Raw genomic sequence first — 20,453 nt, 5'->3', positions numbered from 1 at the left:
GGATAATAATAGTGTGCTTTTTATCAACAGTGAGTACTAGTGAATAATACTAGGTTGCTACCATACCATTAGCTATAGGTAACTGGAAGGTAGCTAAAAATAATGCGCAGATAATATCAAAAAATAGGCACAAAGTGCTACCCAAGCCGCTCTAGAATTGCTGATTCAAACCAAGGTAGTTGCACTTTATCCGCTTCTAATTTAGCGATAATGGTCAAGGCGTGGCTTGCTGGCAAGTAGTGATACTCAGTACTGGGACTGAAAGTCAGAAGTGGCTGATCACTGGTGTTGTGCTCGTCAATGCTGACTAAGGTCTGCTGTTGGTTTTTATACAGTACATCAATACGACCAAAGAACTGCCATTCTTTAAAGGCAGCGATTAGTGCCTCAGCGGCGTCTTTGGTATAAAGCTGTTCAGTCGTTTTGCCAGTATTAGTCCAATGCAGACGCACTGCCAGTTGTAACGCTTCACTAAATACCACTAATGAGCCAATAACTTTTACCTGCCAAGGGCTAGCTATTAACTTGCTATCAATACCAATAAAAGTTGCTGCCTCACTGGCAGTCATTGGGGTATTGAACTTGGCAAGTAAGGAAGGTGTTAGCGGATAAGCCTGTTTAACACTTTCATCTAGGCTATCATAATGGTATAAAAATAGCATTGGTAAGTCTTGAGTGACCGTCTTTTCACTGATTTTACAGTTATGAATACGCCAGTTGAGGGTTTCATCGCTCAAGACTTCAGCCAAAACCATAGTATTAGGGCTAAGAGATATAGCTGGGCTATCCTCTATAGTAGCCTGCAATGTCTCATCATGAGTGCTACTGCCAGCAATAGCATTAGTTGTAGAAGCGTCAGTATAATCTGATGATTGAGTTGGCAAAGTAGTCAAATCCATAAGCTTGCTATTATAAATGGTAGGCTACTAATATAACATTTTTTGTCTTCGATCTCGCCAAGAGTTTAGTGTTTTTTGCTCGGCAAAGCTATAGTTTATTGAGCTTTGATGTTCTAGCGGTAAAGTATAAGCGTTCATTATAAAAATAAAATTTGGTTTCTTCAATAAGCGCTTAATCGGCACTGACATAGGCGATTTGTGTTTAAAACAGGAGCGTGCTACTGAGATTGGCAGCCTCTGTCTACTCAAACACAGCGAGCAAGAAAAATTAATCCTAGTAGTGCCTTATGGTGTTTCTCTCATTTAGGACTGGCTAATTATGTTTGGACGATAACTTGTACTCGATCTGCCTTTGCTTCACTATATCGTAGAATGTAAACTCTCATCTTAACCAGAATATTCACTAAAGGAGTAAAACAATGAGTCAGGCTAAAGTGCAAAATGCTTATGACGACAATAACATCTTTGCCAAGATGCTTAATGGTGATATCCCTTGCCATAAGGTATATGAAGACGATAAAGCCCTCGCCTTTATGGATATCATGCCGCAAGCATTAGGTCACGTATTGGTCATTCCTAAGCAAAAAGCAGTTGATTTGTCTGATCTTGAACCTGAGTATGCAGCAGCAGTATTGATGACTTCTAAAAAGGTAATGCAAGCGCAACGTCAAGTGTTTGAGCGTGAAGGTATTATTCAAATGCAGTTAAATGGCGCGCAAGCAGGGCAGACGGTATTTCATTATCACGTACACCTTATTCCGAGCAGCATTCACGAATTAGGGCGTCATGCCACTAAACCGGCAGACCATGTAGAGCTTGCTAAGATCGCTAAGAAGCTTGCAGCTGCCATTGCTGAGTAATAATTACCAAGTGAGAAAGTGCTGACTAAGCTTTGATTTTATTGCTATTTATTTGATTTTTTACAAATTTTAGTGTTAAATGCCTAGCCTTAAATGCCCTAGGGTTTCTAAGATATACAGAGGGCGGCCAATAAGTCGCCCTTTTTATTGCTCGCTATAACTAAAGACTATTGTTACCAGTCATTAGTTTTTAGCAAGTCTCTTAAGGTTATAGAGACTTATATTAAAGATCCATTCCGAACGTCCACTTCAAAAGTCTGTTTTACGAGACCGTTTTATGAGTAACAAGCTTCGCTCGACTATTCTAATGCCTGTATTCATACCCACAGCAGTGGTAATGATTTTATTAGTGATTGGCACCTCAGTTAGCCCAGAAGCCGCTAGCGGACTGTTTCAGCAAGTGCTTGAATTTACCACTGAGACTTTCGGTTGGTTTTATATGCTGGCAACGGCGCTATTTTTGATATTTATTGTAACCTTAGCTTTTTCTCCTTATGGCAATATCAAGCTTGGGCCTGATCATGGCGATGCGCAATATAACTTTATCGAATGGTTTGCCATGTTGTTTTCGGCAGGCTATGGCATAGCGTTACTATTCTATGGGGTGGCGGAGCCAGTGACTCATTTTGCGCTGCCACCTCTCTCAGAGCCTGAGACTATTGCTGCGGCTAAAGAGGCGATGCAAATTGCATATTTTCATTGGGGCTTTCATATCTGGGCAATCAATGGGGTAGTAGCCTTGAGCTTAGCTTATTTTGCTTTTCGTCATGGTCTGCCCTTATCGATGCGCTCAACACTCTATCCACTCATTGGCGACAAAATCTATGGTCCCATAGGTCATACCGTCGATGTATTCGCGATTTTGGGTACTTTATTTGGTTTAGCAACTAGTCTGGGTATTTCAGTCTCGCAGATCAATACGGGTCTAAATTATCTATTACCAAGTATCCCAGTAAATACTACAGTACAAGTTATTGCGATTGCAGTTATTACCGGACTGGCACTAATATCGGTACTGGCAGGAATGGATAAAGGGGTGAAAAGGCTGTCGCTTATCAATATGGCACTGGCAACAGCATTAATGGCTTTTGTGTTTATCGTTGGTCCGACAATATTTATCTTAAATGCTTTTATGGAAAATACTGGCGGTTATCTTGGTAATATTGTTGAGCGTACTTTTAGCTTGCAGGCCTATCAGCAAGGTGATTGGATCACTAGTTGGACGTTATTTATCTTTGCATGGACGATTTCATGGTCGCCATTCGTAGGTATATTCATCGCCAAAATCAGCCGCGGTCGTACTATTCGTGAGTTTATCGCTGGGGTGATGTTAGTACCAACTTTATTCACCTTCTTTTGGTTTGCAGTATTTGGTGATACAGCGCTCAATATGATTATGGTTCAAGGCTATGATTCCTTAATTACCGAAGTACAGAATAACCAAGCGATTGCCTTATTCAAACTACTAGAGAATCTACCCTTTACCCAAGTAGTATCTGCGCTAGCCGTAGTGCTTATCATGACCTTTTTTATCACTTCATCTGACTCAGGCTCATTAGTGATCGATTCACTAGCAGCAGGAGGCCGAAGTGATACCCCTGCATGGCAGCGAACGTTTTGGGTGGTAACATTAGGTATTGTTGCTGCGGTACTTTTACTTGCAGGTGGCCTCAAAGCACTACAGACAGCGGCTATCGTCAGTGCGCTACCATTCACTATTATCATCTTAATAGCTATGTTTGGGATGTGGCGGGCACTACGTATTGAGGGTCATCGCAATCAGAGTTTAGCGAATGACAACCATCTGCCACCGCACTTGCTGAAACTGGACTCATGGCGTGAACGTATCGATTACATTACTGAACAGCCAAGCCGTGAGGAAGTATTGAGCTATATTCAAGGCACGGTAATATCAGCAATGACAGAGGTGGCCGAGAAGTTTGCCGAAACGGGGTGGCTACCTGAAGTCAATTATGATGATACCAATAATCGAGCGGTACTAGAGCTACAGCGCGGTGATGATGTAGAGTTCTGGTATGAAGTGCGCTTATCACATCGTGACCAGCCTAACTACTATGCAAAAGATACCAAAAGTGACTTGTCGCAAAAGCACTTTTATCGGGCGCAAGTGTATCTACGTCGGGGCGCACAAACTTACGATTTGTATGGCTATCAAGCAGAGTCTGTTATTAATGATATCATTGACCAGTTCGAAAAGTATTTACACTTTTTGAATGAATCTCCTAACAGTCTGCCATGGCGGATGCAAGTTCACGATGATGATATCACTGTAGAACGAGGCAGTGTTTTTGATAAATAACTTCTTATATTAGCTCATTGAGGCTGGTTAGTTATTGATGCTGAATAGTAGTTTATCTAAGTTGCTGAGGTTAATACCTTGCAATAACAGTAATAACGCTTAAAATAACGGCTTGATTTTCATCAGGATGCAAGCGGTTATTTATGTCTATAGATACTTTAGTGAGTCGGGAAATTAGGGCTAATGCTGCCGCTTCCCCAGCAATGAATAACCCTCAGCATCCCTTATTGCAGCCATTAATTATAGGTGGCCTGACTATCGAAAACCGTTTAATGGTGGCTCCGATGGCTGGGGTCACTGATAATCCTTTTCGTAAATTGTGCAAATCATTTGGTGCGGGTCATGCAGTCAGTGAAATGATTATCGCCGATACTGCTCTTTATGCACGCAAAAAGTCGCTTTATCGTGCCAATTTCGATGGTGAGATTGCGCCAATATCAGCGCAAATAGCAGGAGCTGAGCCCGATAAACTGGCCGAAGCTGCTCGTTATCAAATCGATAATGGGGCGCAGATTATTGATATAAATATGGGCTGTCCAGCCAAAAAAGTTTGTCGTAAGCTGGCAGGCTCAGCACTGTTGCAGGATGAAGACTTAGTAGCTAGATTGCTCGATACGGCCGTCAATGCTGTCAATGCCCCAGTAACGCTAAAGACTCGTTTAGGGTATGAGAATGGTCGTGAGAATATCTTACGAGTGGCGCGTCGTGCTGAGCAAGCAGGTATCGCTGCTATCGCTATTCATGGACGTACTCGTGAAGATATGTATAACGGCGAGGCGCGTTACGATTTGATCCGTGAGGTTAAAGAAAGTATCAGTATCCCAGTAATTGCTAATGGTGATATCGATAGCGCGCAAAAAGCCCAACGTGTTTATGAGTTGACGGGTTGTGATGCAGTAATGATCGGGCGTGCGGCACAAGGCCAACCGTGGATATTTCGCGATATCGAGCACTACTTGCGCACTGGTGAGAGCTTAGCTGCACCAACGGTTAGTGAAATCAAACAAATCGTCTTAGCTCATTTACAACAGCTCTATGAGTTTTATGGTGAATACTCCGGCTGTCGCATCGCTCGCAAGCATATAGCTTGGTATACCACTGGTATTCCTAACTCTAATGCTTTTCGACAAGCGATGTATAGCGAGGAGAGTACGGCTGGACAGTTTAGAGCCGTTGAGACCTTTTTGACGGCTTATGAATAACGGCATAATAGACTAACCCTCATTTTGTGATAGTGATAATATATGCTCTTAGCTTTGTAGTAGTCTGAGGTTACAGTCAAGTAGCAAGTTCTAGTCATCTAGTGCTTCTGCTAGATAGGTACGATGTATTGTTGCTATACTGATATTAAACATTCATGGAACTTGAATAATTAAAAGGGAATTTTTATGGCTACTCCTTCAAAAGCAGCAATCACTAAAGCGGTAAAAGACAAAGTTATTCTCATCACTGGGGCTTCAAGTGGTATCGGCGAGCGTACCGCTTTTTTACTTAGCGAATGTGGCGCGCACGTTATCTTATTGGCACGTACTGAAGAAAAATTAAAAGCCGTCACAGAGGCTATCGAGGAGCTTGGTGGCAAAGCCAGCTTCTATCCTTGCGACTTAACTGATATGGATGACATCGAAACCACCACTAATAAAATAATAGCAGACTTCGATCATATCGATGTGTTAGTTAATAATGCCGGACGTTCAATCCGTCGTTCAGTCCATGAATCTTTCAGCCGTTTTCATGATTTTGAGCGGACTATGGAAATTAACTATTTTGGCGCAGTCAAAACGATTCTTGGCTTTTTGCCGACTATGATCGCTAGACAATCGGGTCAAATCGTCAATATTTCCTCCATTGGGGTATTAGCAAACAGCCCAAGGTTTTCAGCTTATGTGGCCTCAAAAGCCGCGCTGGATGCCTTTAGCCGTTGCTTAGCTGCTGAAGTGAAAGGTCATAATATTAAAGTGACTAATATCTTCATGCCGTTGGTGCGTACCCCGATGATTGCCCCTACTAAACTGTATCGTTATATGCCGGCGCTTATGCCTGACGAAGCAGCATTAATGGTAGCTCAAGCAATCGTTGATCAACCGCACAGCATAGCTAGTAGTATGGGCAAATTTGCCTCGGCTACTTATTCGCTAATTCCAGCATTCAATGTCAGTGTACAGTCTATCGGCTATCGCATTTTTCCAAGCTCATCAGCAGCGCAGATTACCGGTATTAAACCCAATCTAGCCCAGCGTGCTTTTGCCAAAATATTACCAGGTGAACATCACTAAATACTCGGCTATCACTAGCGCTATGGTCATAAAAAAGGATGCTTTGGCATCCTTTTTTTGTTAGCAGCATTTTATCCTAAATCCAGTCCAGTTCGTCACTGTTGTGAATGAGGCTACTGAACAAAAATCCGCCATAGAATCCAAAAAATTCCTAGCATGACGATGCTAATAACCAGCAGACGCTTAGCCCAATGAGGTAGTAAAGGTTTTTTATAACCTAAATTGTTGAGCTGACTATCGAGCCCAGCTTGCAGACTTTTAAAGCCCTGTTGGCTTGGCGTGGTCTTGACACGATCTTTAGATAGCGGCTCAAACTCATCTTTAACTTGCTCTGTATCGAAGCTAAGAGCGCTGCTAGGTATGCCTTGTTTATTGGCGATGATGGTTAGTTTCTGTTGTTGTTTGACCTTCAGCTTAGTTTCATAAGCATCGATACGAGCTTTTGCCTCCTCCATGCTTATTTTTTCTTCTGCTGCTAAAGTTTTTATCGCCATCACTAGATTGTTTTTTTCGATCATCATAATGACCGCACGAGGCAGTTTAGCGTTCACTGGTTTGGCGCTAGAGTCGGAGTCGAACATAAAAATCCTTATTGATAACAAGCGGTTATTAATGAACAGCTTTAGTGCGATATATAGAGTGGAGCCATAAGTATATTTATATTATAGCAATTTTATAATTAAAAAATGAACGTAAAAAAACCGCACTCATTTATATGACTGCGGTTTTGATAATACTGATCTCTTACTAACCAAATATTTTACTAGCCGGATCTTTGACTAACTCGCTAGTACTTCTATTGATCTTAGTAAGTAGCGTCTTATAAATCTTTCCAACGTTGGATAGACTCTTTGATCACTTCCTTAGCTTCGCTTACATCACCCCAAGACTCTACCACAGTAGTGCCTTTTTTCTTTAGGTCTTTATAGTGGCTAAAGTGGAAATGTATTTGCTCGATGATTTGTTTTGGCAAATCTTCTAAGCAGTTATAAGCATTGCCATTATTGCGATCATCAGCGGGTACAACGACGATTTTGTCATCAACTTCGCCATCATCAACGAACTTCATCACCCCAATAACTTTGGCTTTTAAGAAAATGCCAGTAGTCAATGGCTGCTCAGTTATGATTAACACATCAAGCTCATCACCATCTTCGTCTAGAGTTTGGGGAATAAAACCATAGTTACAAGGCTTAGCAAATATTTGTGGATCAATACGATCCAGCTCAAATACTGCCAACTCACGATTCCATTCTATTTTATGGCTGCTGCCAGTTGGAATCTCAACGACTACATTAATAATACCGCCGTCGACATCACCTGCGTCCAAAATTTTATTAAAATCTGCCATAAGAGGCTCCTATATTTTTATTGGTTACTGAAGATAAAGTTATCTATTTTTTGTCATCGACTACACAGAATAGTAAGAATGCAGTAAACAACAAAGGTCATTAATATATCGGGTGCGAGTATAGCAAGTTTGAGTGGTTTTTTCTTGTTATGCTTAAGTCAAAGCAGGCACGATATTATGCAAAATTGGACTCAATGGCTAACTAAGCTATTAGCAGGTTATCGTTTATGGGACTTAAAGACCTTACCATAACAAGATATCAGACCTTATCAGCTGTTGCTTGTTATTAGAGGTTACTAACTACTATCAGTAGCAAAAATTGATTTAAAAAATTATTTTGTGCCAATAGCCCGTAGTTCGATCAGCCCGGCATGGCGTTGAGCAATGTTATCAATAAGCTTTTGGGTCACTTGCTCATAGCTCAATGATTTATCGCTTTCATTACTGTTCCTATTAGCACCATTGGCAACAGCTTCATCAATACTATCAGTTATACTGATAAAATCAGCTATTCGTAACATTTGCATGCCAGCATAGCCACAAGGATTGATAGCATTAAACGCTGCTAGATCACAATTGATATTCAGCGCAATGCCATGATAGCTGAAGCCATGCTTGATTTTGAAGCCTAGAGAGGCGATTTTACCGAGCATAATAGTGTTGTCTTCATCAGTATCAGTATCAGTATCAGTATCAGTATCAGTATCAGTGCCAGCATTACTATATAGATAGACCCCAGGGGCATCGCGGCGAGCATGAGCGCTAATAGCATTAGTATTAACATCAGCATTCGACTGAGTTGTCTTTAAGCAGTCATTAAGCACATCTTCAATTGCCTGTTCAGCATGAGAGACTAAATGGCGCACACTCCAGCCCAGACTGTGCAAGTCAAATAACCAATAAATCACCAACTGACCGTGCCCATGCCAAGTCACTTGACCACCGCGATCGGTTTGAATAATAGGGGTAGTAGTGTGCTGCAAGATATGTTCTTTTTTACTCGCTTGTCCTAAAGTATAGACATCATTATGATCGACAATCCATAGCTCGTCAGGAGTGCGTATTCCTTGCTCTTTTTTAACGGCGATACGTTGTAAAGTGCGCGCCAGCATCGCTTCATGAGTAGAGTTGTACTCAGCAGCGCTTAAGGATCTACTGATAAGCATATCGCTAACAACCGTATTATTACTAACAGTGCTAGTAGTCTTAGCAAGGTCAGCTATGCTGGGGTCAGTAGCTAAAAGGGTAGGTAAGGCTGATGAGGTCATGAGCGTAAGCGTCTTATGATTTTGCTGTGATTATAGCGTGGACGGTGCCACAGATAAGGGATAATCATTGAGCCTTTAGTTTAGCAGTTTTTAATCCTAGTAGTGGGTCATTGTATTTCTTTTACTTAGGACCGATTATAGAATAAATCGAGGGTTTACTAAATAATCATGACGTTGCTGCAAGAGAGCCTGCAGCGTTTGTAACTTATGCCAAACCTATCAGTATCCTAAATAGGCTTTTCATTGGCTAATCAATAGGCTACATTAAACCGCATCCCAATAACATTTGTCATGATTTGATCGTCTTTTACTTCACTCCCTAATGAATGACTAACCGCAGAACATATTGGCTCTAGAGTTTATGACCACAAGGATTACTAATGATTGATAATACCCAAAGCACTGACAAGCAACCGCTCAATGAAAAAGCTAACAATAGCTCAAATAGTAGTAGCCAAGCGGCAACTGAGCATAACCCAAGCATTATAACCAGCATAGATGAGTTGCAAAAGCAGTTTTTATATCTACAAAAATTGAGCCGTAGCCAGCCTATACTAGATTGGAGCACTCGCCTCAATCAGCTGGATAACTTAGAGGCGCTACTAAGCGATAATCAAGACAACTTGGCGCAAGCTATCAGCGCTGATTTTGGTTATCGCAGTACTTCTGAAACCCAGTTCGCTGAGCTATTTCCGAGCTTTACCGGCATCAGTCATGCCAAAAAGAATGGCAAATCGTGGATGAAAACGCGCCGAGTCTCTATCTCAGCTTTATATTTGCCCGCTCATAATGAGATTCAACCTCAGCCTTTAGGGGTTGTCGGTATTATAGTGCCTTGGAACTATCCACTATATTTAGCGATTGGGCCGATGATCGATGCTTTGACTGCTGGTAATAGAATAATGGTGAAGATGAGTGAAGCGGCCCCTAAATTTGCCGAAGCTTTTGCCAAAGCAGTGGCTCATTATTTCTCATCAGATATGGTAAGTGTCGTATTAGGGGAGGTTGATATTGCCGAAGCCTTTAGTAAGCTGCCTTTTGACCATTTACTCTACACCGGCTCTACAGAAGTAGGCAAAAAAATAATGGCGGCCGCTGCACCAAACTTGACACCAGTCACCCTAGAGTTGGGTGGTAAGTCACCAGTGATTGTCTTAGATGACGTCAATCTAGAGTCAGCAGTTAATCGAGTGATGATGGGCAAGACCATCAATGCCGGCCAAACTTGTATAGCCCCTGATTATGTGTTGATTCATCGTAAGTATCATCAGCGCTTTATTGAATTGGCCACTGCTTGGATGCAACAGCATTATCCAAATATTGCCAATAACCAAGATTATAGTTATATCATTAATAAAGAACAGTTTAACCGAGTACAAGGGTATGTAGCAGGCTTACCTACCGATCAAGTGCACAATATTACCGATGTCGATGCTAATGATGACAGTCGATTAATGCCACCACTGATTATCACCGAGCCGGCAGTTGACAGCAAGGTTATGCAGAATGAAATCTTTGCACCGATATTACCTCTAATGCATTATGAGACCCTGGATGAGGCGATTGAGTTTGTTAATGCTCGTCCACGTCCTTTGGCCCTATATATCTTTGGTAATGATGATCGCGGCATTGAAAAATTACGGACTCATACCGTATCTGGAGGCGTCTGCATCAATGAAGTGATTATCCATGTGGCGCAACACGACTTACCCTTTGGTGGGGTTGGTCATTCAGGTATGGGCTCTTACCATGGCAAGGCTGGCTTTGAACGTTTAAGTCATATGAAGCCAGTGTTTGTGCAAGCTAAAATAAACGGTCTAAATCTGTTCTTACCGCCTTACGAGGGATTGTTTAAAAGAGCTATGGGTATATTTCTAAAGTAACCGTCTATTGAAATAGCTGATATTGCATAAACCTTATTTTGCTAACTGTAAAAGCGCTTATTACCATAGGCGCTTTTTTTAATGTTTTTTTAACGACTTGTAATGAATTTTTATAAGTTTTGATGAGTTTTTTAACAAGCAAGTTGGTGCTAATAACATCGGTAGCCAGTTGGTTACCAAATAAAGGTTGGTTATCAACAGCATAAGCAGCTAGAATCCTGAGTAAGAGTGAAAGTTACCATGGTAACTAAAGTCAATATTAAGTTTTACTATTAGACTGCTTCTATAAGTGCTACGAGCATTTATTATTTTTATTAAGCTTTATTTGTCATGGTTCGACAGCTATAGCCTACTAACGCTGACTACCGGAATATCAATAAATAGGATACTTTATGCGTCAATGGATTGCGCTAAGCTTATTATTATTAAGCTCATTATTAATACCGCTAACCGCATCAGCAGCAGCGTGTAGCACTCCTATTAAATTTGGTGCTTTGACTTGGGAGAGTGGTCAATTTACTACTGGCGTGCTCAAGTATATAACTGAGAGCGGTTATGGTTGTCAGATCGAAGAAGTGCCTGGAGCGGGGCCGGCGCTAGAGACAGCCCTATCTCAGAATGATATTCAAATCATTGGTGAGCAGTGGGTAGGGCGTTCTCCTATCATGGAAAAAGCTATTGCTGATAATAAAGTCATGGTCATTGGCGATACACTTAAAGGGGGTGCTACTCAAGGCTGGTATGTCCCACAGTATGTGATGGATGACAATCCAGGTCTACGCCGTTATCAAGACTTGCCTAAATATAAAGATCTATTTAAAGACCCCGAAGATCCTAATAAATCACGCTTTATGAATTGTCCCTCTGGCTGGGCTTGTGAGATTTTTAACACTCGTCTGCTGAAGAATACTGGCCTAGATAGCATTTTTAATAATGTCCATCCTGGCACTGGTGCAGCTCTCGATGCTGAGATCGCTTCTGCTTTTGAGCAGCGTAAGCCGTTATTATTCTACTACTGGCAGCCTACAGGTTTAATCGCTAAATATGACTTCGCTCAGATAGAGTTTCCTGCTCATGACGATGCCTGCTGGCAAGACTTATTGTTGGCCGATGGCAGCTCTGATTGTGTTACTGGCGCTCCAGTATCCCCATTAGCGATTGCTGTCTCTGCGCCTTTTATTAGCGCCAATCCAGAGTTGTCTGCGGTCTATGAAAAAGTACAGTTTACTGCTGATCAGCTCAACGGTGCTATCTTAGCAATGAGTGAGAACAAGCGTAGTGGGGATGAGCAGGCGCTTGAGTTTTTACGTGATAATCCTAATGTTTGGCAAGCTTGGCTGTCTGAAACTGCCGCTAACAAGCTTGCGGGCGAGTTGGGCATCAGTCTTAGCGAGGATGGCTCTAGTAATACCAGCAGCAACCGTTCGGTTAATTCATCTACTTCTAATACCTTATTAGGATGGTCATCCACTTTTCCTTCGTGGTCGCTTGAAGGTCCGCTAAACCGCTCCTTGGCCGCAGTGGTCAAAAACTATGGCGATGTTTTTCGCAGTATCAGTCATTTGGCGCTAACTTATTTGTTATTGCCTATTGAGCGCCTATTAACTGTGATTCCACCTTGGCTAATTATATTGGCAGTGACGATATTGGCTTGGTTTGGGGTGCGTAAAATATGGTTTGCGCTTGCTTGTGGCGCGGGGTTGTTTTTGATTGGCTCGTTCGGTCTATGGGCTGCTTTGATTGCTACTTTTGCTCTATTGATCGTATCGGTATTGGTCACGGTGGTGATCGGCGTCCCTATCGGTATCGCTATGGCGAGCAGTAATCTACTGCGCAAAATAGTCACCCCAATACTAGATGTGATGCAGACTATGCCCAGCTTCGTATATCTAATACCGGTGCTTATGCTGTTCGGTATTGGTAAAGTCCCAGCATTATTCGCCACTATTATTTATGCCCTGCCGCCACTCATTCGCTTGACCACTTTGGGTATCACGCAAGTTAATCATGAGATGGTTGAAGCGGGACGCTCGTTTGGTAGCACCCATTGGCAGTTGTTAATTTGGATTAAGTTGCCGCAAGCTTTGCCGAGTATTATGGCCGGTGTCAACCAAGCAGTCATGATGTCATTGGCCATGGTAGTATTGGCCTCTATGATTGGTGCGCCAGGTTTAGGCGAAGATGTATTACAATCGATTCAGACCCTCAATATTGGTCAGGGCCTACAAGCAGGTACCGCTATTGTGATCGTGGCCATTATTATTGACCGCATCACCCAAGCGTTCGGTCAAGGTCGCCGTGCAAGGCAAAAAACTATTGCAGCTGGTCGTCATCATATTGGCTAAGCGCTCGGGTAATAGTCAAAATTTGGGTGCCGACACTACTGTCTTAAAGGTTTGCTTAAAAGAGAATAATAATGAATCATATCCAACTAAAAAATATTAGTAAAATCTATAATGCCACGGATAGCCAAGCAAAATCAGCATTGGCACTATTGGCCGAAGGCATGGATAGCGTAGCAGTTAAAGCTCATACTGGCTATTCAGTAGGCCTCTACGATGTTAATTTAGCCATAGAAGCTGGTGAATTACACTGCATTATGGGCTTATCAGGTTCTGGAAAATCGACACTTATACGCCATATTAATCGTCTGATCGATCCCACTAGTGGCCAAATATGGGTGGATACTGCCATTGATAGCACCACACCAATGCCGTCGGTAAAGACTCATACTACTGCCGAGTCAGCTATCAATATTTTGCAGCTTAATGATAAAGAGCTACAGCAATATCGCCAGCAAACTATAAGTATGGTATTCCAGCATTTTGGTTTGATGCCACATATGACGGTGCTACAAAACGTCGCTTATGGACTACGAGTACGTAAGATGAGCATCAGTGAGCGCCATGAAACCGCCAAGCATTGGCTTAATGAAGTCGGCTTACCTAACTTAGAAAGCAGTTATCCTGATGAGTTATCGGGTGGCATGCAGCAACGGGTTGGGCTGGCACGAGCTTTAGCTACTGATACTCCTATATTGCTAATGGATGAGGCATTCTCTGCACTTGATCCTCTGATTCGCAATCAACTGCAAGATCAATTGCTTGAGCTGCAAGCACGTCTTAATAAAACTATCGTATTTATTACTCATGATATTGATGAGGCTATTAAAGTGGGGCAGCGTATTAGTATCTTAAATGGCGGGCGGTTGGTACAGACCGGTACTCCTGAAGAGCTACGGCATCATCCGGCTGATGATTATGTGGCGCAGTTTATGCGTGCTAAGCATTAGCAGCGCTAAAACTGTCTCTTTCTATAAGCCTGTATTCTACTAGCTAGATTGCTGATCAGTTATTGACCGCAATTACATAGGTCAGGGGCCAATGGGCTAATAGCAGTCGAGCCTAATACTGAGTATAAGGGTTGCCAGTCAGTAGCTAGTAACTAACTAGTAAGCAGCTCTAATAGCAATTTGGTTATTAAAGTAACCGTTTTATTCCCCACTTACTTATTGTCTAACAGCTATGTAAAAAACAGTATCATTACCTTACTAATTATTAACATTATCTAAATAATAAATAGCTATTGTTAATAAAATCTAATTGTAATTATTCTATAATAACTTTATCATTATCCTGAAGTTATTGATGTTCAAACTTACCTCGCAACTCTCAACCATTGTAAAATATAGCTCCGAGTCTATTTATTACTAGCTCAGCAATTATTTTATGATAGTCTGCTTTTTATGCTAGCCTGCTTTAATCTTTCCTAAGGTAGACTTAGTACTGATTAGCGGCATTTCTAACTATTATTTTAAATTTGTATTTATCAGTAGCAAGGTAATTATTAACAGCCACTTACCTAAGCAATAGCGCTGCATAGGCAATATCGCTGCACAGAAAGCGCTTTTTAGTGAGTTTGATTATCAGTGAGTATAATAAATAGACAGTATACTATTTCTCGTAAACAGGACCTCTTATGCCAAGTAATAACACTCCCAGAGACCATAATAATGGCTCAGCGACAAGCTCAAAGCCATCAGGTTGGTTAAAGAACGTTAGTGCCTTTGGGGTGACTAGCGTATTGAGTGCTGGATTATTAATAGCGTGCGGTCAGATAAGTAGTGCTGAAAATGGCACTAGTACTAGTAAAAAAGTTAACAGTCAAAACAGCGGGGTGACTAACTCACGCGATATGTTACCGTCAGATATGCTAAAGCAGATACAAGCTTTACCGCAACTGACTAAAGGTCTAGGTAAGAATGGCGCAGCAGTTATAGATCCAAATAAGCCTACTTTAGTAAAATTTTGGGCAAGTTGGTGTCCGCTATGTTTAGGCACGCTTGCTGAGACTGAAGAGTGGCGCACTGATCCAAAGTTTGCTAATTTAAATGTAGTGACTGTCGCTAGTCCCGGCCAGCTTAATGAAAAAGCTACGGGTGAATTTGAAAAGTGGTATGCCGGTGTGCAAGGTGATTATCCAAAATTACCAGTATTAGTCGATGCTTCTGGTGAGCTCATTACTAAGCTTGGTGTACAAGTGTATCCAAGTTGGGCTATATTGGATAAAAAAGGCAATCTAGTGCATTTAGTAAAAGGTAATATGACTGCTGAACAAGCTTATGCCTTAGCGGAGAATGCAGGTAATGACTTCGCTGAACTAAAAGCTGGCAATGCTAAACCTGTGGCAACGCAAGCACTAGACAATAATAGTAAGATTGAAACTATTAAGCAAAAAGATGGTGTTTACTACAATGATAAAGGCAAAGCGATTAACACCCGCTCAATATACTTGGCTGGCGGTTGCTTCTGGGGTGTCGAAGCCTATATGGAGCGTGTTGAAGGAGTTGTTGATGCGGTCTCAGGCTATGCTAATGGTGATGACACTCAGCCGAACCCAAGTTATGAGCAAGTTATTCGTGGTTCAGGGCATACTGAAGCGGTAAAAGTCACTTATGATGCGGATAAAACCGATCTTGATACTATCTTAAAGTACTACTTCCGAGTGATTGATCCCACCAGCCTTAACAAGCAAGGCAACGATCGTGGCGTCCAATATCGCTCAGGTATATATTATACTGATAGTAAGGATAAAGCCGTAGTAGACGCAGCTGTTGCTAAGCTACAAGATAAATATGAGCAAAAAATAGTAGTTGAGCATGAGTCGCTAGATAACTTTTACTTGGCTGAGATGTATCATCAGGATTACTTGGCCAAAAATCCTAATGGCTATTGCCACGTTGATTTAAGCTTGGCTGATGATAAGCCTGCAGGTACAGCCACTACCAAGCTTGCTCCAGTCAACACCGTAGCAGAGACCTTGGCAGCTAAGCGTTATGCTGGCTTTGATAAGAATGCGCTAAAGAATACTTTGACTAAAGAGCAGTACAATATTACCCAAGATGCGGGAACAGAGCGTGCCTTTAGTCATGAATATGACAATCTATTTGCACCGGGGATTTATGTTGATGTAGTCAGCGGTGAGCCGTTATTCTTGTCAACAGATAAGTACAACTCTCAATGTGGCTGGCCAAGCTTTACTAAACCTATTGATATGCAAGTGATTACTCAGCATGATGATATGGCCTACAACATGGTGCGTACAGAGATCCGCTCACGAGTCGCTGATTCCCATCTAGGCCATGTATTCCCTGATGGACCAAAAGACCGTGGCGGCTTGCGTTATTGCATTAACGGCGGGGCCTTACAGTTTATTCCAGTAGCCGTTATGCCACAGTCAGGTTACGGCCCACTAGTCAAATTAGTGAAGTAGTAACGGTAATTAATATTATCTATCAGCACTGTTATACATAAGCATCATTTAATCTAAAAAAAAGACGTTAAGGACAAGCTTAGCGTCTTTTTTTATGAGTTTTTTTATTAGTAGCGTCATTAAAAACCTGCCAATTGTCATTATTAAAGGCTATTGAAGGGTATTAAAAGCTGTTATCAAACGTAGGCTTTTTGCTGTTATGGCGAGCGAATATCACAAACAACAATAAACTTAGTTATACTAGGCACTTTATTGATTTATTGATAATGCAGCGGCAGTTAAAATTATTCCCTATTCAATTCTATATTTACTTACGGTTATTATTTATTTGTAAGATAATATTGCTATCCTATCTTTGTACACTTTTATATTTATTTAAGGTTATTGCATGAGCATCACTTCTACCCCTATTACTTATGCCCCCATAATCACTTCATTGCTCGATAATGATTTATATAAATTTACTATGTTGCAAGCGATGCTGCATCAGTTCCCGCAAACTCACGGCGTCTATAAGTTTCGTTGCCGTAATAATAATGATGCTGCTTATCCATTAGCGACCATCAAAGAAGCGCTTGAACAGCAATTAGATAGCTTATGTGAATTGCGTTTTTTGCCAGATGAGCTGGATTACTTGCGTAGCTTGCGCTTTATGCGCTCAGATTTTGTCGATTATTTAGAGTTATTTAAATTAAAGCGCCGATTTATTACCGTCAGTACTGATAGTAAAGGTCGGCTGTTCATCGATATTGAAGGACCGATGATTCAAGCGATGTTCTTTGAAGTTTTTGTATTGGCTATTGTCAACGAGCTATATTTCAATGCTCTATCGGACCCTAGCGTTATTGAGGAAGGGCAGCGAAGACTAGAGGCTAAAGTTGCGCTATTACACCATTATGCTAAGCAGCAGACCGCTAATCTAAAGGTAGATGTACCTCCCTTTATCGTGGCAGATTTCGGTACTCGCCGTCGCTTTAGCAAGCAGTGGCAAGCGCATGTGGTTGAGACTTTGCATCTAGCCGAGCCAAGTATCGTCAGTGGCACCTCTAATGTATTACTTGCTAAGAATTTAGAGATGACGCCGATAGGCACGATGGCGCATGAATTTATGCAGGCATTTCAGGCTCTAGATGTGCGCCTGCGTGACTCACAAAAGGCTGCTCTTGAAGCTTGGGTTCATGAGTATCGTGGTGATTTAGGTATTGCCCTGACGGATGTGGTGGGTATGGATGCCTTCTTACGTGATTTTGATTTGTATTTTGCTAAGTTATTCGATGGTTTACGTCATGATAGTGGCGACCCTTATATCTGGGGTGACAAAGCCGTTGCTCATTATAAAAAACTAAAAATAGATCCAAAGACTAAAATTTTAACCTTTAGCGATGGCTTAGATTTGGATAAGGCTTGGGAGCTGCATCAATACTTTAAGGAGCAGATCAAGACCAGCTTTGGTATTGGTACTAACTTGACTAATGATATGGGTCTAACGCCGCTAAATATAGTGCTAAAGCTAGTTGAATGTAATGGCCAGCCAGTTGCTAAGCTGTCTGATAGTCCAGGGAAAACTATGATCAATAACGATACTTATTTAGCCTATTTACGTCAAGTGTTTGAAGTCGATGAGTTGAAGTAAGAGAGTGGTTCACACTCTACAATCCACAATACCGCCTATAGGCAATTTGATTCATTACTAATCATAAGTGCTAGTAATAGTTTCTTCTTCAGCAAACGCGGCATCTAATGCTTGCTGTATGGCATTGATACGGGTCTCACAGACTCTATAAGCAGCAATAGACTCTTCGACAGTAGTCATCAAGTTATCGATATCGGGTTCTTCTTGTTGCTGGAGTTCGGCAGCATTAGTTTTTAGAATATCGTAAGCCGCCTTAAAGGTCTTTGGGGCGGCTTTTTTACGTTTGCGAGTAGCTGATTTAGCAATTTCAGTAGTCATAACAGATCCTAGTATTTAGTTAATAATGGTCTAATAAGTTAGTTTTAAAATCAGCAAAATAGCTGATATGAGTATTTAACAATCCAGTCGATAGCAAATAAAATAGCTACATTACCTTTCGACGCAAGACGGTGATGAGTTTTTCTGGCTTGCTGTGCCTATGCTGACAAAGTCTGCAAAAAATGGATCTCAATCTCGCTATATAGTTTTTACAATAAACAGATTATCAGCTATCAGTGTTAGTGGTTTCTACTGCTAAGATACGCGCCGTTGCTTTACCGTCTTTTAAAATAATTTTGATAGTCTGATCAGCATGTAGCTGCTCACTGCTGGCTAGGGTATGCTGCCCTGATTGGCTAGTAAGCATAGTGTAGCCTTGCTTGAGGACACGTGCAGGTCGGTGTAACAGTACGATATCACGCAAATGGGCGCTATGGCGTTGTGCTTGTAGAGTCTGCTGCTGGGCTACTTGAATAATGGTTTTTTTATAATTACTGCTATCAATGCGAGCAGTAGCCAGCTGTTGATAAGCCGCCGTTTGTATTTGATTTTGCCACTTAGCGCTTAAGCGTTCGGCTTGTTTGACTTGGCGCTGCGCACTTTGTTGGATACTACGCCAAGCATAGTCACTGTCTTTTTGTAGCGCGGTTAGCTGGCCCACGGTTTGCGACTGTAGCTGACTCAGTTGACGTATAGCTTGTTGTTCAGCGCTTTTGAGCTGACGTTGTGCTGCTTGCTTGATTTGCGCTCTATAATGCAAAGTTTGGCTGACTAGATTCGCTAGATGAGCACTAATAGCCGCTATGACTTTTGAGGGGGTATCAAAGCTGCTGTGCGCCACTTCATCTAAGATGACTTTGTCACGCTCATGACCAATACCTACCCATACTGGCACTGGCTGCTCGGCAACTATAGCCGCCAGCTCATAATCATTAAGATAAGCCAAGTCACCGACGGCACCGCCACCGCGAATGATAACTAACAAATCAGGTAAGCGCTGGTAGCTAGCATAGAATTGTTGCTGGGCACTGACAATCGCTTGGCGTATCTCGGCAGGGGCGTGATTGCCTTGAAATGTAGCATTATGATAATGAAAATGACAAGCCCCGGTGCTGGCGAGTCGATCAGCATCAGCTTGAAAGTCACCAAGCCCAGCCGCCTTTTCGGGGGCGATAACGATAACGTGCTCGATATCAAAAGGTTTCGGCAGCTGCTTATTGAGAGTCATCAGTCCCTCACCAGTTAAGCGATCGACCATTTGTGCGTACTGGCGTGCCAAATCACCGAGAGTGTAACTTGGATCGATATCCTCAATAGTAAGAGCGAAGCCGTATTGCGCATGAAAACTGGCCGAGACTTTCAGCAGTACAGTCAAGTCGCGATTGAGGGGCATACCCGTTGCCCGTTCAAACTTCGCTAAAACGCGCGTTGCCTTAAAGCGCCATAGATTACCACGACAGCTAGCGACTACTTTACCGTCATCGTCTTTTTCTGCTAGCTCAAAATAATAATGGCCGCCTTTCGTCGATAGATTGCGAATCTCCGCTTTGACCCATACCCGATGTTCAAAGGTTTGTTTAATCACCATCTCTACCGCTGCTAAATAGTCGCTGAGGCGCAGCACTGTATCTTCAAGGCTGTTTTCTAGACTATGTTCCTGCTCAGCCAGCTCAGCCTCTAAGGTGGCCAAGTCTTTAACGGGTACTATTACTTTATTACGAGTGACACTATCAAGCGATGTAAGTTTGGGTTTGCGCATAATATTAGACCAGATAGACATTAGCGTTAAAGCGTTAGAGTACTAGCTTAGCGTAAAAGTAGGCTGACAAAAAGACTATTCATAAAAAAGCCAATAAACCTATTCTAAAATAGA

Annotated in this window: 15 protein-coding genes; 9 read left to right on the top strand and 6 right to left on the bottom strand. The window is 41.9% G+C overall.

What is annotated here, in order from left to right:
- Positions 1-137 precede the first annotated feature (137 nt).
- Entirely contained in the window at positions 138-899 is a 762-nt protein-coding gene (locus KPY62_RS02725) for a hypothetical protein (protein ID WP_216580716.1), read from the bottom strand.
- Between the two features lie 419 nt (positions 900-1,318).
- Between KPY62_RS02725 and KPY62_RS02720 the strand changes: the two genes are divergently transcribed.
- The 4 genes from KPY62_RS02720 to KPY62_RS02705 all read left to right on the top strand — a co-directional run bounded on the left by KPY62_RS02720 (position 1,319) and on the right by KPY62_RS02705 (position 6,355).
- Positions 1,319-1,759, top strand: coding sequence for an HIT family protein (locus KPY62_RS02720; RefSeq protein WP_216580715.1), 441 nt, complete (start codon positions 1,319-1,321; stop codon positions 1,757-1,759).
- Positions 1,760-2,036: 277 nt separating this feature from the next.
- The gene (locus KPY62_RS02715; protein ID WP_216580714.1) at positions 2,037-4,079 is read left to right on the top strand and encodes a BCCT family transporter; all 2,043 of its coding nucleotides are present in this window, start codon (positions 2,037-2,039) and stop codon (positions 4,077-4,079) included.
- 203 nt (positions 4,080-4,282) lie between these two features.
- Positions 4,283-5,281 (top strand): tRNA dihydrouridine synthase DusB, encoded by a 999-nt coding sequence (gene dusB, locus KPY62_RS02710; protein ID WP_216583060.1) that lies wholly within the window; start codon positions 4,283-4,285, stop codon positions 5,279-5,281.
- Positions 5,282-5,467: 186 nt separating this feature from the next.
- A complete protein-coding gene (locus KPY62_RS02705; protein ID WP_216580713.1) occupies positions 5,468-6,355 on the top strand; it encodes an SDR family NAD(P)-dependent oxidoreductase in 888 nt (295 codons plus the stop codon).
- A gap of 113 nt (positions 6,356-6,468) precedes the next feature.
- Here KPY62_RS02705 and KPY62_RS02700 read toward each other — a convergent pair whose 3' ends face one another.
- From KPY62_RS02700 to lipB, 3 genes are all read right to left on the bottom strand, one after another.
- The gene (locus tag KPY62_RS02700; protein ID WP_216580712.1) at positions 6,469-6,936 is read right to left on the bottom strand and encodes a hypothetical protein; all 468 of its coding nucleotides are present in this window, start codon (positions 6,934-6,936) and stop codon (positions 6,469-6,471) included.
- A 239-nt stretch (positions 6,937-7,175) separates the two neighbouring features.
- Positions 7,176-7,706, bottom strand: a complete 531-nt coding sequence (locus KPY62_RS02695) for an inorganic diphosphatase (RefSeq protein WP_201622211.1) — start codon at positions 7,704-7,706, stop codon at positions 7,176-7,178.
- A gap of 332 nt (positions 7,707-8,038) precedes the next feature.
- A complete protein-coding gene (gene lipB, locus KPY62_RS02690) occupies positions 8,039-8,872 on the bottom strand; it encodes a lipoyl(octanoyl) transferase LipB (protein ID WP_216583058.1) in 834 nt (277 codons plus the stop codon).
- 482 nt (positions 8,873-9,354) lie between these two features.
- On the opposite strand from lipB, the gene KPY62_RS02685 reads away from it, so the two are divergent.
- The 5 genes from KPY62_RS02685 (at position 9,355) to pncB (ending at position 18,262) form a co-directional block, all read left to right on the top strand.
- Positions 9,355-10,857 (top strand): coniferyl aldehyde dehydrogenase, encoded by a 1,503-nt coding sequence (locus KPY62_RS02685; protein WP_216580711.1) that lies wholly within the window; start codon positions 9,355-9,357, stop codon positions 10,855-10,857.
- Between the two features lie 392 nt (positions 10,858-11,249).
- Positions 11,250-13,202, top strand: coding sequence for a glycine betaine ABC transporter substrate-binding protein (locus tag KPY62_RS02680; protein WP_216580710.1), 1,953 nt, complete (start codon positions 11,250-11,252; stop codon positions 13,200-13,202).
- A gap of 71 nt (positions 13,203-13,273) precedes the next feature.
- Positions 13,274-14,149: an ATP-binding cassette domain-containing protein gene (locus KPY62_RS02675; RefSeq protein WP_216580709.1), complete on the top strand. Its 876-nt coding sequence runs from the start codon at positions 13,274-13,276 to the stop codon at positions 14,147-14,149.
- Positions 14,150-14,835: 686 nt separating this feature from the next.
- Complete coding sequence (msrAB, locus tag KPY62_RS02670) at positions 14,836-16,629, top strand: bifunctional peptide-methionine (S)-S-oxide reductase MsrA/peptide-methionine (R)-S-oxide reductase MsrB (protein ID WP_216580708.1); 1,794 nt, start codon at positions 14,836-14,838, stop codon at positions 16,627-16,629.
- A gap of 388 nt (positions 16,630-17,017) precedes the next feature.
- The gene (gene pncB / locus KPY62_RS02665) at positions 17,018-18,262 is read left to right on the top strand and encodes a nicotinate phosphoribosyltransferase (protein WP_216580707.1); all 1,245 of its coding nucleotides are present in this window, start codon (positions 17,018-17,020) and stop codon (positions 18,260-18,262) included.
- 57 nt (positions 18,263-18,319) lie between these two features.
- On the opposite strand, the gene xseB is transcribed toward pncB, so the two are convergent.
- Both xseB and xseA read right to left on the bottom strand, forming a co-directional pair.
- Positions 18,320-18,580 (bottom strand): exodeoxyribonuclease VII small subunit, encoded by a 261-nt coding sequence (gene xseB / locus KPY62_RS02660; protein ID WP_216580706.1) that lies wholly within the window; start codon positions 18,578-18,580, stop codon positions 18,320-18,322.
- Positions 18,581-18,806: 226 nt separating this feature from the next.
- Complete coding sequence (gene xseA / locus KPY62_RS02655; RefSeq protein ID WP_216580705.1) at positions 18,807-20,339, bottom strand: exodeoxyribonuclease VII large subunit; 1,533 nt, start codon at positions 20,337-20,339, stop codon at positions 18,807-18,809.
- Positions 20,340-20,453 lie beyond the last annotated feature (114 nt).

The organism is Psychrobacter sp. TAE2020 (assembly GCF_018919485.1).
Taxonomy (GTDB): Bacteria; Pseudomonadota; Gammaproteobacteria; order Pseudomonadales; family Moraxellaceae; genus Psychrobacter.
Note: the sequence above shows the minus strand (reverse complement) of the source record. Positions and strands in the feature narration are given on the sequence as shown.